Source organism: Limimonas halophila (assembly GCF_900100655.1).
Taxonomy (GTDB): domain Bacteria; phylum Pseudomonadota; class Alphaproteobacteria; order Kiloniellales; family Rhodovibrionaceae; genus Limimonas; species Limimonas halophila.
The window spans coordinates 503,195-519,824 of the sequence record NZ_FNCE01000001.1 but is presented as its reverse complement, the minus strand read 5'-3'; the positions used below and the strand labels follow the sequence as shown (position 1 = coordinate 519,824).

Annotated in this window: 16 protein-coding genes; 14 read left to right on the top strand and 2 right to left on the bottom strand. The window is 69.1% G+C overall.

The annotated features are described in order from the left end of the window. Positions 1–111: 111 nt before the first annotated feature. The 4 genes from ygfZ to BLQ43_RS02390 all read left to right on the top strand — a co-directional run bounded on the left by ygfZ (position 112) and on the right by BLQ43_RS02390 (position 3,304). A complete protein-coding gene (gene ygfZ / locus BLQ43_RS02405; protein ID WP_090018507.1) occupies positions 112–1,014 on the top strand; it encodes a CAF17-like 4Fe-4S cluster assembly/insertion protein YgfZ in 903 nt (300 codons plus the stop codon). Between the two features lies 1 nt (position 1,015). Further along, the gene (locus BLQ43_RS02400) at positions 1,016–1,375 is read left to right on the top strand and encodes a hypothetical protein (protein WP_090018506.1); all 360 of its coding nucleotides are present in this window, start codon (positions 1,016–1,018) and stop codon (positions 1,373–1,375) included. A gap of 160 nt (positions 1,376–1,535) precedes the next feature. Then, positions 1,536–2,966 (top strand): DUF7125 family protein, encoded by a 1,431-nt coding sequence (locus tag BLQ43_RS02395; RefSeq protein ID WP_090018505.1) that lies wholly within the window; start codon positions 1,536–1,538, stop codon positions 2,964–2,966. Next, complete coding sequence (locus BLQ43_RS02390) at positions 2,963–3,304, top strand: circadian clock KaiB family protein (RefSeq protein ID WP_143006127.1); 342 nt, start codon at positions 2,963–2,965, stop codon at positions 3,302–3,304. Before BLQ43_RS02395 ends, BLQ43_RS02390 begins: the two co-directional genes overlap by 4 nt. Before the next feature lie 13 nt (positions 3,305–3,317). Here BLQ43_RS02390 and BLQ43_RS02385 read toward each other — a convergent pair whose 3' ends face one another. Beyond that, positions 3,318–4,904 (bottom strand): cisplatin damage response ATP-dependent DNA ligase, encoded by a 1,587-nt coding sequence (locus BLQ43_RS02385; protein WP_090018503.1) that lies wholly within the window; start codon positions 4,902–4,904, stop codon positions 3,318–3,320. Continuing rightward, entirely contained in the window at positions 4,901–5,944 is a 1,044-nt protein-coding gene (locus BLQ43_RS02380; protein ID WP_090018502.1) for a ligase-associated DNA damage response exonuclease, read from the bottom strand. The genes BLQ43_RS02385 and BLQ43_RS02380 overlap by 4 nt, the downstream gene beginning before the upstream one ends. Before the next feature lie 234 nt (positions 5,945–6,178). On the opposite strand from BLQ43_RS02380, the gene BLQ43_RS02375 reads away from it, so the two are divergent. From BLQ43_RS02375 to BLQ43_RS02330, 10 genes are all read left to right on the top strand, one after another. Further along, positions 6,179–8,089: a flagellar hook-length control protein FliK gene (locus BLQ43_RS02375; RefSeq protein ID WP_143006126.1), complete on the top strand. Its 1,911-nt coding sequence runs from the start codon at positions 6,179–6,181 to the stop codon at positions 8,087–8,089. Positions 8,090–8,104: 15 nt separating this feature from the next. Next, a complete protein-coding gene (locus BLQ43_RS02370) occupies positions 8,105–8,776 on the top strand; it encodes a flagellar hook assembly protein FlgD (protein WP_090018500.1) in 672 nt (223 codons plus the stop codon). Positions 8,777–8,824: 48 nt separating this feature from the next. Next, the gene (locus tag BLQ43_RS02365) at positions 8,825–10,639 is read left to right on the top strand and encodes a flagellar hook protein FlgE (RefSeq protein WP_090018499.1); all 1,815 of its coding nucleotides are present in this window, start codon (positions 8,825–8,827) and stop codon (positions 10,637–10,639) included. Positions 10,640–10,970: 331 nt separating this feature from the next. Next, complete coding sequence (sciP, locus tag BLQ43_RS02360) at positions 10,971–11,282, top strand: CtrA inhibitor SciP (protein ID WP_090018653.1); 312 nt, start codon at positions 10,971–10,973, stop codon at positions 11,280–11,282. 285 nt (positions 11,283–11,567) lie between these two features. Further along, positions 11,568–13,247, top strand: a complete 1,680-nt coding sequence (gene fliF / locus BLQ43_RS02355) for a flagellar basal-body MS-ring/collar protein FliF (protein ID WP_090018498.1) — start codon at positions 11,568–11,570, stop codon at positions 13,245–13,247. Between the two features lie 19 nt (positions 13,248–13,266). Further along, positions 13,267–13,464 carry a hypothetical protein gene (locus BLQ43_RS02350; protein ID WP_090018497.1) on the top strand — a complete coding sequence of 66 codons (198 nt, stop codon included), beginning with the start codon at positions 13,267–13,269 and terminating at the stop codon, positions 13,462–13,464. 19 nt (positions 13,465–13,483) lie between these two features. Beyond that, on the top strand, positions 13,484–14,506 hold the full coding sequence (fliG, locus tag BLQ43_RS02345; protein WP_090018496.1) for a flagellar motor switch protein FliG: 1,023 nt from the start codon (positions 13,484–13,486) through the stop codon (positions 14,504–14,506). A 36-nt stretch (positions 14,507–14,542) separates the two neighbouring features. Beyond that, positions 14,543–15,334: a FliH/SctL family protein gene (locus BLQ43_RS02340; protein WP_090018495.1), complete on the top strand. Its 792-nt coding sequence runs from the start codon at positions 14,543–14,545 to the stop codon at positions 15,332–15,334. An 18-nt stretch (positions 15,335–15,352) separates the two neighbouring features. Further along, the gene (fliN, locus tag BLQ43_RS02335; RefSeq protein ID WP_090018494.1) at positions 15,353–15,724 is read left to right on the top strand and encodes a flagellar motor switch protein FliN; all 372 of its coding nucleotides are present in this window, start codon (positions 15,353–15,355) and stop codon (positions 15,722–15,724) included. A 49-nt stretch (positions 15,725–15,773) separates the two neighbouring features. Next, complete coding sequence (locus BLQ43_RS02330) at positions 15,774–16,622, top strand: motility protein A (protein WP_090018493.1); 849 nt, start codon at positions 15,774–15,776, stop codon at positions 16,620–16,622. Positions 16,623–16,630: the final 8 nt, after the last annotated feature.

The following is a 16,630-nucleotide window of genomic DNA, read 5'->3' as shown; positions in this document are numbered from 1 at the left end:
ATTCCCCGCCGAGCCTGACGCGGCGCGGGCGCGGCGTCGAGCCTTGCGGCGCGGCGAACCGGCAACCACCTCGCCGGATCGGGCGGTTCAACAAACGCACTGGAGCCGGACATGGCACAGCCACCCGTGGCCGTTCCGCTGCCCCATCGCGGGGTCATGGACATCAGCGGCGAGGATGCCGTCAGCTTCCTCAACGGCATCACCAGCAACGATGTCCAGCGCGTGAACGCGGAAACCGCGATCTGGTCCGCGTTTCTCACGCCCCAAGGCAAATTCCTGCACGAGTTCATGGTGGCGCAGGCGCCGGACGGCGCCCTGTGGCTGGACTGTGAGGCCGAGCGCCTGGAGCATCTGCGCAAGCGGCTGTCCCTCTACAAGCTGCGCTCGCGGGCGACGATGACGGACCGCAGCGAAGAGTTGGCGGTGGTCGCGCTTCTGGGCGAGCGCGCCCTGGGCCTGCTCGACCTGCCGGCGCTGGAGGGCTTCACGCGCCCCTTCGGCGAGGGCGTCGCCTTCACCGATCCGCGCCTGGGCCAACTGGGCGCGCGCGCCGTGCTTCCCCGGGCCACGATGGAACAAACCCTTCGCGAAGCCGGGTTCGCCGTCAGCGACGACGTCAGCGCTTACGACAAGCTGCGCCTCGGCCTGGGCGTGCCCGACGGCAGTCGCGACCTGGAGGTTGAGCGCGCTACCCTCATCGAATCCGGCTTTGACGAGCTGCACGGCATCGACTGGGACAAGGGCTGCTTTCTGGGCCAGGAACTGACGGCGCGCATGAAGTATCGCGGCCTGGCCAAGAAGCGCCTGGTGCCGGTGACGATCGAGGGGCCCATGCCCGAGCCCGGCACGGCCATCCGGCGCGGCGGCAAATCGGCGGGCACGCTGCGCTCGGCCGTCGACGGCGTCGGCCTCGCCCTGATGCGCCTGGACCAGCTGGACGAGGGCCAGACGCCGGACCTTGAGGCCGGCGAGGCGCAGCTGACCGCGCACAAGCCCGCATGGGGCAACTTCTGACATGGCGCAGCAGGCCCTCACCCCGGTTCAACGGCGACTGGTGGCCTATCTAACCGGCGTCGTGATCGAGGGCTACAGCGTCGAGGGCATCTTCGACTTCGACGTGGGCAGCCGTTTTCCCGTCGCCGGCAGCATCGAGGACGACCGGGTCGACATCACCGACGAGACCGACGGCCTGCGACTCACGGGCACCCTGCCCCGCCTGGAAGACGCGCACGGGACCGCGATCGCGCTGCATCTGGTCGACGACGACGAATTCACCGGAAAGACGCCGTCCGGCGCCTTTCATGGGCGCGTGGCCGGGCGCAACATCGACCTCTTCGACGACGCGGCCGGCAGCCAGCATACGCTCTGTCTGTAGTCGGCTCCAGTAACGCCCATGAGGCCCGTGCCACGCCGCGAATGAATGGCTCGAACGGGCCCCATCGACACGAGGCGGTTCGGCGTCCATTTTCCATTTTCGTGGTACATTCATCGATCAAGTCCCGCGTAGCTTCGAACCGGATCGCCGCAGGACGCGCATGACCAACCAGCTTCCCAAGATCTCCACGGGCTTGGAGAGTCTGGACCGCCTGACCGAAGGCGGCCTGCCGAAGCACCGCGCCACGCTCGTCGTCGGTGCGCCCGGGGCGGGCAAAACGGTGTTCGCGCTTCAGATCCTGGCGAACGCGGCCCAGCGCGGAACGCCGTGCGCGTTCGTCACCTTCGAGGAGGGCGAGGACGAGATCCTCGCCAACGCCCGAAGCTTTACGTGGGATCCGAGCGCCCTCGTCGGCAACGGCCTCACCTTCTTCGACGGGCGCCCGACGCTGGAAGCCCTCGTTACGGGAGAGTTCGAGCTGGACGGCCTGACCGCCGGTCTCGGGGCGATGGCCGACCAGGGTGCGCTGGACTTCGTGGTGCTCGACGGGCTGGATCAGGTTCTGTCGGGGTTGAGCGACGTGGCGCGCCGCCGCGCCGAATTGTATCGGGTGCTCAACACGCTGACGTCCAAGGGCGTGACCGTGCTCATCACGGCCAAGGGCGACGACGAGGGCGTGGTCGCCTCCGCCGATGACACCTTCATGCAGTTCGCCGCGCAGTGCGTGATCGCCCTGCGCCGGCGCACGGCCACGGGCGCCATGGTGCGCACGCTGCAAGTGGTCAAGTACCGCGGCTCGGCTTTCGGCGGCAGCGAAGTGCCCTACGTCATCGACGAAGAGGGCATCGTGCCGGCCCTCGTGGGGCGCAGCGCGCTTCAGCACCACCTGTCGCGCGAACGCGTGCCGACCGGCGTGCCGGACCTGGACGACGTGCTCTCCGGCGGCTATCTGCGCGGCTCGGTGACGATGATTTCGGGCGCGCCGGGCACGGCCAAGACAACCCTCGCGGCCTCGTTTGTTGAGCGCGCGGCCGACAACGGAGAGCGCGCGCTCTACGTGGCGTTCGACGAGAGCTTCCAGCAGATCGTGCTGGACGTGCAATCGCTCAACCGGCACCTGGACCGCCACCAGGAAACCGGCGCGATCTCCGGCTTGTCGCTCAGCGGCCTCGGCGTGACGGCGGAGGAGAACTACATCGCCATCCGCCGCGCCATCAACCGCGTGCAGCCCAGCGTGGTCGTCATCGATCCCGTTTCGGCATTCATGAAGGGCTACGATTCCCCGCGCGCCCGCGGCGTCGCCGAGCGCATGGTGGACATGCTGAAGTCCAAGGGGATCACGGCCGTCATCACCTCGCTGGTGGAGCCCGACAGCGACTTCACGGCGAGCGCCATCTCCACGCTCGCGGACAGCTGGATTTCGCTGTCCTACACCCTGACCGGGGTGTCACGAGGGCGCGCGCTTTCGGTCATCAAGGCACGCGGCACGCAACACTCGCACGACATTCTGCATCTGGTTCTGGGCGACGACGGGGTCCGGATCAGCGAGACGCAGACGGGCCAAGCGCCCGTGACGCGGCGCCCCATATGAGCGAAGCAGAGCACATGGCGTCCACATCAGCACAGGGAACGCCGGACGACCGCGGCGGCGAGGCGCCGTGCACGCTCTTCCTGAGCGCGGGCACGCCCGGCTCGGAGCGCGCGCGCCGCGCCGTGCTGGAAGCGCTGGAGCAGGCTGGGTATTCGCAGGCTTACCTGGACGTGGTTGACGTGCGCGAAGAACCGCAGCGCGCCCTCAAGGCCGGCGCGATCGCCGTGCCCATGCTGACCGTGCGCACGCCGCACGGGCAGCGCTGGTACGCCGGCACCTTCGAGACCACGAAAGACGTGGCCGCATTCTTCAACGGCCTGGACGACAGACCGAGCTGACCCGGTCCTCCGATCAGTCCTCCCGCAACGCCTCCAGCGACGCCAGGGTATCCGCCTCGCTTGCGGGCTTGTCCCAGCGGATGCGCGCGACGCGGGGAAAGCGCATCGCCACGCCGGATTTGTGGCGCGTGGAGCGGTGGACGGCGTCGAAGGCCACCTCCAGCACCAGCTCGGGCGCGACCGCGCGCACGGGCCCGTACCGTTCCACGGTGTTGTCGCGCACGAACTTGTCGAGCTGGCGCAGCTCCTGGTCCGTGAAGCCGAAGTAGGCCTTGCCCACGGGCACCAGCTCCCAGCCGTCGCCATCCGGCTCGGGGCGCCACGCGCCGAAGGTGTAGTCCGAGTAGAAGGACGAGCGCTTGCCGTGACCCCGCTGGGCGTACATCAGCACGGCGTCCACAGCCAGCGGATCGCGCTTCCACTTGTACCACGAGCCCTTGGGGCGGCCGGCGACGTAGGGACTGTCGCCGCGCTTGAGCATCAGCCCCTCGATGCCGCGTTGCCGGGCCTCCTCGCGCAGGTGGCGCAGATCCTCCAGGCTGCGGACGTCCAGCAGCGGCGAGATGTCCATGCGCGGCGGCCGCACGCGTTCGTGCCATGCCGCCAGCCGCGCCCGGCGGTCGTCGAAGGCCAGCCCGCGCAGGTCTTCGCCGTCCTCGATCAGCAGGTCGTAGAGGCGGACGTGCGCCGGATAGTCCTTGAGCAGCTTGGCGCTCACGCGCTTGCGGTTGAGGCGCTGTTGCAGGTCGTTGAAGGGCGCGACCTCGCCCTCGCGCGCGACCAGCAATTCCCCGTCCAGCACCGCGCGGAAGGTCATGGCGTCGGCGATTTCGGGGAAGGTGCCGGTGATCTCCTCCCCCGTGCGGGAGAAGATGCGCGCCGTGCCCTCACCCGCCACGAGCTGGACGCGGATGCCGTCCCACTTCCATTCCGCGCGGTAGGTTTCGATGTCCAGGCTTTCGACACCCGTGTCCTCCAGCGGCTGTGCCAGCATCAGCGGCCGGAAGACGGCGGTGGAATCCACGGCAGGCCGCGCCGCGCGGCCTTCCAGCCAGGCGAAGAGGTCGCGGTAGGGCGGCTCCAGGCCGTGCCAGACCTCCTCGATGGCCTGAAGGTCGGCGGCGAAGGTCTCCGCCAGGGCGGTCTTCGCCAGCCGCTCGGACACACCCACACGCAGCCCGCCGGTGATGAGCTTGAGCAGCGCCCAGCGGCCCGTGGCGTCCAGGGCATCCAGCCAGCGCGCCATGTGGCCCGGCACGTCCTGCCGGCCCGCCGCCTGAAGCGTCTCCACCACCTCGTGCAGGTCCGGTTCGCGGTTGGCACCGGGCTGCTGCGGCCAGATCAACGCCACCGTCTCCGCCAGATCGCCGACATAGTCGTGCGACCAGCCGAGCAGCACGGGATCCACGCGCTCCCCGGCTAGGTCGCGGATCTGCGCCGGCTTGGCGGTGCGGAAATCCAGCATGCCGGAGAGCGCGGCGAGCGCGTAACCGCGGTCCGGGTCCGGTTGCTCCGTGAAATACCGCCCCATCAGGCGCAGCTTGGCGTTGCGCGAGCCCGTGAAAACGAGGCGGTCGAGCAGATCGGCGAAGCCCCTCACCCGGCCACCTCCGCACGGTCTTCGGGGTCGGTTTCTTCCTCGCCCCAGCCGACGACGGCGAGCGCCTTGGCGTCGAAGCCGCGCTGGCGCGCCCAGTGGCACAGCGGCTCCTCGCTGCCGTGCGTGACCCAGACGCGCGGCGCGTTCACCTCTTCGAGCGTTTCGGTCAGCTCGTCCCAGTCGGCGTGGTCGGAAATCACCAGGGCCAGCTCGGCGCCACGCTGGCGGGCCCGCTGGCGCACGCGCATCCACCCCGAAGCCATGGCGGGCAGCGGCTCCGGCAGCCGGCGCGCCCAGCGGTCCTGAATGGCCGGCGGCGGCGCCAGCACGATCTCGCCCGCCAGGGTTTTCTTGTTCTGACCGGTCGCGGGCTCCAGCGGCCCGAGATCGATGCCGAGCTCTTCGTAGACCCGGCACAGCCCCATGAGCGCGCCGTGGACGTAGATGGGCCGCTCGTAGCCGGCGTGGCGCAACAGCTTGATGAGGCGCTGCGCCTTGCCCAGCGCGTAGCACCCCACCACCAAGGCGCGTTCGGGGAACAGGCGCTGGGTGGTGAGCAGGCGCTGGATTTCCGTGTCGGGGTCGGGATGGCGGAAGACCGGCAAGCCGAAGGTGGCCTCGGTGATGAAGGCGTCGCAGGCCACCGGCTCGAACGGCGGACATGTGGGATCGGGGCGGCGCTTGTAGTCGCCCGCCGCGACCACGCGGCTGCCGGAGTGGTCAAGCACCACCTGCGCGCTGCCGAGCACGTGGCCGGCCGGGCGCAGCGTCACGGTGACGTCGCCGATCCGGACGGGCTCGCCGTAGCCGAGGGCCTGGAGGCGCGCGCCCGCGCGGTCGGTGTAGCGGTGGCGCATCACGGCCAGGGTTTCCGGCGTGGCCAGCACGTCGCCGTGATCCGGGCGCGCGTGGTCGCCGTGGCCGTGCGTGATCACGGCGCGGTGCACCGGGCGCGTCGGGTCGACGTAGAAATCCCCCGGCGCGACGTAGAGGCCGCGGTCGGTGACGGTGATCCAGGTTTCGGGATCGGGCGCGGGCATACCGTGTAGATGGCGCCGGGGGATCGGGGCGGTCAACGCCCGCCCGGCAGGTCGTGCCCTGCCCCGGCAGCAAGATTTGCCAGACCGGCGGCGAGGGGCCGGGCGCGCGTCCCCCGCAATCTTGGCACGGCGGTTGCATCATCTCGCCTGCCGTCCCGCGTGGACGGCTCAGGGCAACACCCGCCGTCGCGCCATGCGCGGTGCACGACGGGCGCAGGGGAGCGAGCGACCGCCATGTCCAGTCCCATCGCCGACGCGTTCGACCCTGCCGAGCGCTTCATCCAGCAGCAGCGGCGCGCGCCCGCGCCGCCGCAAAACGGCGACTTCGCGGCCGAGCTGGCCCGGCAAGAGGACTACGAGCCGGAACCCGAGCCGCGCCGCGACCCCGAGCCGCCGCGCGAGACGGAGCCGTCGGACCGCCGCGCCGACCGGGACCGCGCGGCCGAGGACGACCGGCGCGCCGACGACGAGCAGCGCCCGGACGACAGCCAGCAAGCCGACGACAGCGAGCAGCCGGACGACGGCAAGCAGAAGGCCGAGGACGGCGAGCGCAAGAGCGATCAAGCCACCGATGGCGCGGCCACCGGCTCCGGCGACGGCAGCGAAGACAGCGGCGAAACCGCCACGGCGCAAGCCGACGCGGCCGGCAAGAACGGCGAGAACAGCAGCGAGACGGCGAGCGCGGACGGCGACGCGGCGGCGCAGGCCCAGGCCGCGACAGCGGCCACCGCGAACGGCGCAACCGCACGCGGTACGTCCGGCGACGGCAACAACAACAGCACCACGCAGGCCGCATCCCGCGCGGGCACGGCCGGCACCGCGCAGAGCCAGACCAACGGCAGCGCCCAGGCGCTCAACGGGAGCGGTCAGGCCGGCACGCCCGCGGGCGGCAGCCAGGGCGACACCCTCGCCGCCCGAGCCCAGCAGGGTCAGGCAGCCGGTCAGACCGGCAGCGCCCAGGGCACCGGCGGCCGGGCCAATCAGCAAGTCTCACAGCAGGTGTTGGCGAGCCTCGCCCAGGCCACGCAAACGGGCAACGGCGGCGACGCCAGCGCTTCGGTCAGGGTCAGCAAGCAGGCGAGCAGCACGCAGACGAGCGGCACGCGCGTCAGCGGGTCCACCTCCTTCTTCGCCCTCGCCCTGGCGCAAGCCAACGGCGGCGAGAGCGAGAGCCAATTCACCAGCCGTTTCGCCACGGCTGGCGAAGGCAGCCGCTTCGCCTCGCTGCGCGGCGGCACGCTCCAGGGCAGCTCGGCCATGGGCGGCACGCTGCGCGCGGCACTCGCTCAGGCCACCGGCGGCACAACGGGCAACCAGAACGGCGGCTCCAGCCAGAGCCAGGTGTCGGGCGGCGCTCAGCAGCTCCTGCAACTCGTCCAGGCCAGCGCGGCCCAGAACACGCCGAGCGGCGGCGCCGGCGGCGACACCCTCCAGGGTCAGACCGGCCAGGCGCAGGCCCAGCCCCAGGCCGCCGACACCAGCACCGCCAGCCAGCCGCAGCGCGGCGCCTCCTTCACCGCCGACGTCCAGGTGCAAACGACGAGCACCAGCAGCACGAGCGGCGGCCAGAGCCTGGACCTCGGGTCCAGCAACGGCGCCAACGGGCAGGCGAACAGCAGCAACCAGGCCGGGCAGAGCAACAACGCCAACCAGACCACCCAGGCCCAGGCCAACGCCCGCGCCGCCAGCACCCAGGCCCGCGTGAACACGGCGCAGTCGGTGCAGAACCAGGTGGCCATGCAGATCCAGCAGGCCACCAGCGCCGGGCAGGACCGCGTGAACGTGCGCCTGAGCCCCCCGGAGCTGGGCCGCGTGGACGTCAAGATGGACATCGGCTCGGACGGCTCGGTGCGCGCCGTGCTGACGGCCGACAAGGCGGAAACGCTCGACATGATGCAGCGCGACGTGAAGGCGCTGGAGAAGGCGCTGCGCGACGCCGGGCTGCAGGCGAGCAGCGACGACCTGGAATTCAACCTGAACCAACAGGGCCAGAACGGCGGTGAGGCCAACCCGGACGGCGACGGCGGCGGGCATGACCGCGGCGGCCACGGGACCGCCACCGCCAACGAGCGGGCTGACGGCGACACCGGCGCCGCGGACGGCCCCGCGGTCGCCGGCGACGGCAGCCTCGACATCCGCGTATAACGGAGGATCGCGGCCATGGATGCCAGCGGCATCATCTCCGGTCAGCAGGGCAACGCCCTGAACCTCGGCGGGCAGAACGCCTCCGACGGGTCCCGCGAGCTGGTCGACAACTTTCAGACCTTCGTGGACCTGCTGACCACGCAGCTTCAGAACCAGAACCCCACGGATCCCAGCGACCCGTCCAAGTTCACGCGCCAGCTCGTCAACTTCTCGCAGGTCGAGCAGGCGCTCGCCACCAACGAGAAGCTGGACCAGGTGATCCAGGGGCAGGAAAACAACGCGGCCGCGTCCGCCGCCAACTTCATCGGCCAGCGGGCCGAGGCCAGCAGCGACAAGGTCCAGCTGAGCGACGGCGAAGCCACGATCGGCTACGAGCTGTCCAGCGAGGCCGCCGCCGCGCAGATCGAGATCACCAACAGCGACGGCGACGTGGTGCGCACGCTCGACGCCGAGACGGCCGCGGGCAGCCACGAGGTGACCTGGAACGGCGAGAACGCCGCCGGCGAAGCCCTGCCCGAGGGCGCCTACAATGTGAACGTCGTCGCCGAGGACGTGGCCGGCAATTCGGTCGAGACGAGCACGCGCGCCATCGGCGAGATCACCGGCTTCGAGCGCACGGGCGACGGTGTGGTGCTCAAGATGGGCAGCGTCGAGGTCGGCTTCGACGAGCTGCAGTCGGTCGGCTAACGGGAATCACGGACACGATCGCGGCGAGAGCGCGAGGGAGCGAGAGCCATGAGCATTTTCGGGGCGCTGAACGCGAGCGTTTCGGGCATTCAGGCCCAGTCCGACGCGCTGGGCGTCATTTCCGACAACATTTCCAACTCCAACACCGTGGGCTTCAAGGAGCGGCAGGCGACCTTTGAAAGCCTCGTCGTCAACTCGGGCGCCTCGGCCGGCTTCTCCCCCGGCGGCGTGCTCGGCGATGCCGTGAGCAACGTCGGCGAGCAGGGCCAGCTGCGCGCCACCAACAACAACACCGACCTGGCGATCCAGGGCGACGGCTTCTTCGCCGTGAAGAACGAGACGGCGATCAACCAGGATCAGGACACGCCCTTGAAGTTCACGCGCAACGGCCAGTTCCGGGTGAACAACGAGGGGCTGCTCACCAACACCTCCGGTCACGTCCTGCAGGGCTGGCAGATCGGCCCGGACGGCACCCTGCCCGCCGACCAGCAGAACCCGGCCAGCCTGACCTCCGTCGAGGTCGACGGCCTCTCCGGTCAGGCCCGCCCGACCAGCCAGATTTCCGCCGGCGCGACGCTGCCCGCGCAGAGGGATCCGCAGACGGCCGTGCAGACGGGGGCCGGGAATGGCAATCCCGGCGATACGCTCAACACCCAGTTCGCCGAGCAGATCGGCGGGACGGGCATCAACGGCAACAGCAGCTTCGACCTGACGATCGGCGACGGCGGCACCAACACGATCACCTTGACCGGTATCGACCCGACCGCAGCCTCCCTCGACGACATCGAGAATGCAGTGAACAACCTGGACGTGAGCGGAATCAGCAGCATCGGAGGCATTTCGGACTCCGGCGGCGACGCGTTTTCCGCCAACATTCAGAATGGGAAATTGAGCATCGACAGCGAGGACGGAACCGTCGAAATCACCGATACCGGCGGCAACGGGACCTTCGGCGACGCCGACCCGGCGTTCGTCGAAGCGGCCGGTTTGGTGACGGACACGAGCTCGCCTCAAACCGGCGACGCTCAGCTTGCCCAGGAAGAGTTCACCACCCAGATCTTCGATTCCCAGGGCAACGCGCACAACTTGAACGTGGAATTCTCCAAGACATCCAACGCCAACGAGTGGCAGGTGCAGCTCGAAGCGCCGCGGCTGTCGAATGATGCCCAAGGTGCGCCGAGCGGGCTGTTCTCGGACTCGGCCGGCAACACCACAAGCGTCGCCACAGGTACGGTCCAGTTCAACCCCGACGGCAGCCTGGACAGCTTCGACGGCTTCGGCGGTTTCCCCGGCGTCGACAACCCCAGCAACGACGGCAATCTCTCGCTGAACATCGACTTCAACAGCGGCCGCAACGCCACCAACGCCAACGGCCAGGAAATCACGCTGAACCTCGGCACACCCAAGGGCGGCGGCCCGAACAACAACGCCCAGGGCCGCGACGGACTTCAGCAGGCCGATACCGCCTTCACCGTCGACGACATTCAGCAGGACGGCACGCGCTTCGGCAACTTCACCGGCGTGAGCGTGGACGACGAGGGCATCGTCACCGCGCAGTTCGACAACGGCGAGCAACAGGACATCTTCAAGCTGCCCGTTGCCCAGTTCAACAGCCAGACCGAGCTGGGCCGCGAGTCCGGCAACATCTTCGCCCAGACCCAGGCGTCCGGCGAACCCATCCTGACCGAGGCGGGTGTCGGCGGCGCCGGGGACATCCAGTCCTCCGCGCTGGAGCGCTCCACGGTCGACCTCTCCGAGCAGTTCTCGGACATGATCGAGACGCAGCAGTCCTACACGGCCAACACCCGCGTCCTGACCACCTCCGACGAAATGCTCCAAACCCTCAACCAGGCGGTGCGCTGATCCAGCGGCCCCACCTCCCCCATCGCGCTCCCTTGCCCGCGCCCGGAGGTTCGTCCTCCGGGCGCGTCTTTGCCGACACACGCGGCGGTGCGGCGTTAACATCACCACCGTGGTGTTATTAACCATCTCGTTTAGCCGTTTGTTAAAATGCGGACGGCATCCTTCCGGATAACCGAAAACGGGAACAGCACCGGCCGGACACACCCATCCGGCGGCGTGCCGCCGGCCCGGCGGTCACCCATCGGGCGCGGCCGGCGCCCGGCTGGTTCGGCCGCCACAGGCTCCGCGGCCGGTGCGTTGTGTGGCCAGCGACGGGGGGATCGAAGCCGCGATGGATGGCGAGCGTGCAGGCAAGCCAGCGACCGTGGGTCCGTCCGGCGAGACCATGACCATCGACGACCTCCCGCCCCCGGACACCAAGCGGTGGGTCGCCCGCCGCAAGGCGGAGGTCGTGGCCGGCGTGCGCGCCGGCCTCATCAGCCTGGAAGAGGCGTGCGAGCGCTACCGCCTGTCCATGGAAGAATTCCTGCAGTGGCAGCGCATGATCGACGACCACGGCATGCGCGGGCTGCGCACGACGCGGTTGCAGCAATACCGGCGACCGCATTCCAACGACGACATCGAGGCAGAGGCGGCGCAATAGCCTCGCCAAGCCCCCTCGTGCGCCGTCTCCCGGCCGGGTCCCGCACGCGGGGCCCGGCCGTCGCCGTTGGCACCCCTCGTCCGAACCGGCTGCAGGGCCGCCGAAGCGCGCGATCGGGCAGCCGCATGTCCCGTCCGTGGTACCCTTCCCCGTCGGGATGGGAAAAAATTGCCCGCGTTAACGGCACTTTTACAGTGACCCGGCTAACCTTATCGCGTTAGGCGAGGCAGCGGGCCACACCAGTGGCGCGCACGATGGGCTGTTCATCAACCGGCGGGGACACGCGTGAACACCTTTCTGGACACGCTGAAAAGTCTCGGCGCGACGCGGCTGGCCATCATGGGCGCCGTCGCCGCGGGCATCCTCGCGTTCTTCATCTATCTGACGAGCCAGTTGGCGTCGCAGAATTACGGGCTGCTGTTTGCGGGCTTGAACAACGACGAACGCAGCCAGATCGTCAGCGAGCTGGAGAAGCGCGGCGTCGACTACCAGGTCACCGGCGGCGGCAAGCGGATCGAGGTGCCGACCGGCAAGGTCGATCAGCTTCGCGTGGCGATGGCCGAGAAGGGCCTGCCGAGTTCGGGCTCCGTCGGCTACGAGATCTTCGACGAGTCGGGCGGGCTGGGCACGACGAACTTCGTCCAGAACGTCAACCGCGTGCGCGCGATTCAGGGCGAGTTGGAACAGACCATTCGCGCCATGAACAACGTGCAGCAGGCGCGCGTGCACGTTGTCATGCCGCAGCGCGAGCTCTTCAACCAGGAGCGCAAGAAGTCCAGCGCCTCGATCGTGCTGCGCATGTCCGGCAACAGCCGCCTGGACGATTCCCAGGTTCAATCGGTTCAGCACCTCGTGGCCTCAGCCGTGCCGAACCTCGAGCCCAACATGGTCTCCATCGTGGACCAGCAGGGTACCCTGCTGGCGCGCGGCGACGGCGAGGAAGGCCTCGCCGGGATGGCCATGAACGCGCAGGAAATCCGCGCTGAGCGCGAGCGCCGGATCGCCAGGGCCGTGGAGCAGTTGATCGGCCGGCACGTCGGGCCGGGCAACGTGCGCGCCGAAGTTTCGGCCGACATGAATTTCTCGCAGGTGACCGAACGCACCGAAGACTACGATCCGGCCGAACAGGTCGCGCGCTCTGAGCAGACCACCGAGACACAGGAAAGCGAACGGGACACGCGCAACCAGGAAGGCGTTACCGTTGGCAACCAGCTGCCGGAAAACCAGGACGGCGGTGGCGGCGAAGGCAACGTCCTCCAGCAAAGCAATCAGAGTTCCGAAGAAGAGACGATCAACTACGAGATTTCCAACACCCAGACCACGCGCGTGAAGCAGGGGCCGCGGTTGGAGCGCCTCTCGGTCGCCGTGCTGGTGGACGGCAAGTACGTCACCAACGACAACGGCGAGCAGGTGTATGAACAGCGCTCCCAGGAAGAACTGCAGAAGATCGCCTCCCTAGCGCGATCCGCCGTCGGCTTTTCCCAGGAGCGCGGCGACCAGCTCGAAGTCATCAACATGAAGTTCAACAACCCAGCGCAGCAGCTTGAACCCGCCGACGATGGCGGCCTGCTCGGCCTGCCCGAGGGGCAGCTGATGCGCGCGGCCGAGTTGCTGGTGCTGGGCGTCGTCGCCGTGCTGATCCTGCTGCTGGTGGTGCGACCGCTGGTCAGCCGTCTGCTGGAATCCGCCGCCACACAGCCCGCACCGCAGCCCGCCGGGGCCGGTTACGGCGGCGATCAGATGCTGCCCGAGGGCGGCGCGGCCGCGGGGCAGCTTCCCGCCGGCGGCGGCGCGGTGGCCGAGTTCGGCGCCGACGAGGAAGAGGAAGAGGCCGAACAGCTGGTGGACCTGAACAAGGTCGAGGGCCGCGTGCGCGCCTCCTCGATGCGCAAGATCAGCGAGATCGTCGAGCGCCATCCCGAGGAGGCGGTCACGATCCTGCGGAACTGGCTGTACCAGCAGTAAGGGTGTCCGGGAGGTCGCCATGGCCGAACCGCCGCGCACACCCCAGCCGCGTCAGCGCCGCGAGGGAGATGAATACGGCGACGGCGCGGAGGGCGTGGAGATGAAGAAGGTGGCGGGGCGCGTGCGCGCCGACGCCCTCGACACAATCGGCCAGCTGGTCGACCGCCATCCCCAGGAGGTCGCCAACGTGCTGCGCCGCTGGATGAACAACGGCTGAGCCGGGGAGCCTGCCTGCCATGAACATGCGCCTGCGCGAGGATTACCGCTCGCTTGCCGGGCCGGACAAAGCCGCGCTGCTGATGATGGCCATCGGCGAGGAGAACGCGGCCAAGCTGTTTCAGCTCATGGACGACGAGGAGATCAAGGAAGTGTCCCAGGCCATGGCGAACCTGGGAACGGTGAGCTCCAACGTCGTCGAGCGGCTGTTCAGCGAGTTCGCCGAGCAGATCTCCTCCACGGGCACGCTCATCGGCAACTACGAGAACGCCGAGCGCATGCTCAAGAAGGTGCTCGACCCGGAACGCGCGGACTCCATCATGGAGGAGATCCGCGGTCCCGCCGGGCGCACGATGTGGGACAAGCTCGGCAACGTGAACGAGCAGGTGCTCGCCAACTATCTCAAGAACGAATACCCGCAGACGGTCGCGGTCGTCCTGTCCAAGATCAAGCCGGACCATTCGGCGCGCGTGCTCGCCCTTCTGCCCGAGGGCTTCGCCATGGAGGTCGTCATGCGGATGCTCCGCATGGAGGCCGTGCAGAAAGAGGTGCTGGACGACGTCGAGCGCACGCTGCGCAACGAGTTCATGACCAACCTGGCGCGCACCTCGCGCCGGGACTCGCACGAACTCATGGCGGAGATCTTCAACAACCTGGACCGCCAGACGGAAACGCGCTTCCTCAACGCGCTTGAGGAGCGCAACCGCGAGTCCGCCGAGCGCATCAAGCAGCTCATGTTCACCTTCGAGGATCTCAACAAGCTCGATCCCAACGGGGTGCAGACGCTGCTGCGCCAGATCGACAAGGACCGCCTGGCGGTGGCGCTCAAGGGCGCCTCGGAGCAGGTCAAGAACCTCTTCTTCTCCAACATGTCCGAACGCGCCGCGAAGATCATGCGCGAGGACATGGAGGCCATGGGCCCGGTTCGCCTGCGCGACGTCGACGAAGCCCAGACGGAGATCGTCAACACGGCCAAGGAACTCTCGAACCAGGGCGAAATCGTGCTCGCCGACAACAAGGGCGAGGACGAGCTCGTCTACTGACGCCGCGCCGAGGCCGGCGGGAAAGGAGCAGGCGCCATGGCGCAGCTCGAACGCTTCTTCTTCGACACCGACTTCGACGCCCAGGAGCCGGAACCGGAGTCCGCGGACACCGGCGGCGATGCCGGCGACGGGGCCGAGGAAGCCGAGCCCGAGGGCCCTGCCCCGGAATACTTCGAAGAAGACATCCAGCAGGCCCGCGACGAGGGCTACAGCGCGGGCCACGCGGCCGGGCACGCCGAAGGGCTCGAAGCCGGCCGGCAGGATGCCCAGGCGCAGGCCGACCAGGCGCTGGCGAATGCGCTCGACCGCGTCGCGAGCGGGCTGGACAGCGTGGCCGGAAACCTCGGCGCGGCCGAGGAGCGCCGCGACCGCGAGGCGCTGCAGGTGGCGGTGAAGCTCGTGGAAAAGCTCTTCCCCGCGCTGGACCGCCGCTACGGCCTGAAGGAGATCGAGGCGCTGATCTCGGACTCCCTCAACCGCCTGCGCGAACAGCCGCGCGTGGTCGTGCGCGTCGCGCCCAACCGGCTGGAGGCGCTGCAGGAGCGCATCGACGCCCTTGCCGCCAAGGCGGGCTACGAGGGCAAGGTCATGGTGATCAGCGACGCCGAGCTGCCGGACGGGGATGTGCGCGTGGAATGGGCCGAGGGCGGCGCCGAGCGCGACACCGAACGGCTGTGGCGGGAGATCGACGCCGCCATCACCCGCACCATCGAGCCGGGGGACGAAGCGTCGACCGCCGGCACCGCGGATGCCGGCGCCAGCGGTCAGGCCGAGGGCGCCGGCGGAACCGACGCGACGAGCCACGACGGCATGCGTCGCGCCGGCTGATGCAGCACGGAGGATCCGATGGCTGACGAGGAAAAGAGCAACCTGGACCTCGACGAGTTGGAGAACGAGCAGGCCAACCAGCCTGCCCCGGCCGAGGACCAGGACGACGACGAGTCCCCCGACGCGGACAAGCCGCCCACCAACGCCAAGGAACTGGAGGCGATCTACGACATCCCCGTCCAGATCTCGGCGGTGCTCGGCAAGTCCAACATGCAGGTCAGCCAGCTGCTCAAGCTGGGGCGCGGGGCCGTGGTGGAGCTCGACCGCAAGGTGGGCGAAGCCATCGACATTTACGTCAACAACCGGCTCGTCGCCCGCGGCGAGGTGGTGGTCGTGGAAGACCGCCTCGGCGTGACGATGACCGAGATCATCAAGATGGACCGGAGCTGACGGCGCCCACCCGGCATGGGCGTCTCCGGGACAGCGGGGTGAGGACCAGATGGCCAACGCCACGACGGCGCAGGGTCGATCCAACGCCAGGAAAGACAGCTCGGGCCGCGGCAAGGCGGGGCGGACACAGCTGGATTACGCCACGATCCTGGGCGTGATCGGCGGGTTCGCGCTCATCGTGGCGGCCATGGTGATCGGCGGCACGCCCGGGGCCTTCGTGGACCTGCGGGGCTTCCTGATCGTCGTTGCCGGCACGCTGATGGTGACGACCATCTCCTACTCCTTCCGCGAGATGGTCCGCGCCCTCGGGATCATGGGCAAGGCGATGGTCTACCAGCAGCGCCGGCCGGCGGATGCGGCCATGCACATCCTCTACCTGGCCGACGTGGCGCGCAAACAGGGGGCGCTGGCGCTGCAGAACCACGAGCGCAGCTTCCGCCGCGAACGCTTCCTGGCCCGCGCTATGCGGCTGGTGATCGACGGCTCGCCCGGCGAGGAGGTGGAGCGTGTGATGATGCGCGAGGCGCAGACCACGCTCTCGCGCCACGACCGCTCGGCCGGAATCCTTCGCCGCGCCGGCGAAGTCGCGCCCGCGATGGGGCTGATCGGCACGCTGATCGGCCTGATCCAGATGCTGGGCCGGCTGGAGAACCCCTCGACCATCGGGCCGGCGATGGCGGTGGCGCTGCTGACGACCTTCTACGGCGCGGTGCTGGCGCACATGCTCTTCCTGCCCATCGCCAACAAGCTGGAGCGCAACGCCGCCAACGAGGCCACGGTGAACCAGATCTACGCGCAGGGCGCGGCGTCGGTGGCGCGCCAGGAAAACCCGCGTCGGCTGGAAACCTATCTCAACACGCTGCTGCCGCCGACGGAGCGCGTGAGCTACTTCGACTGACGGGTGAC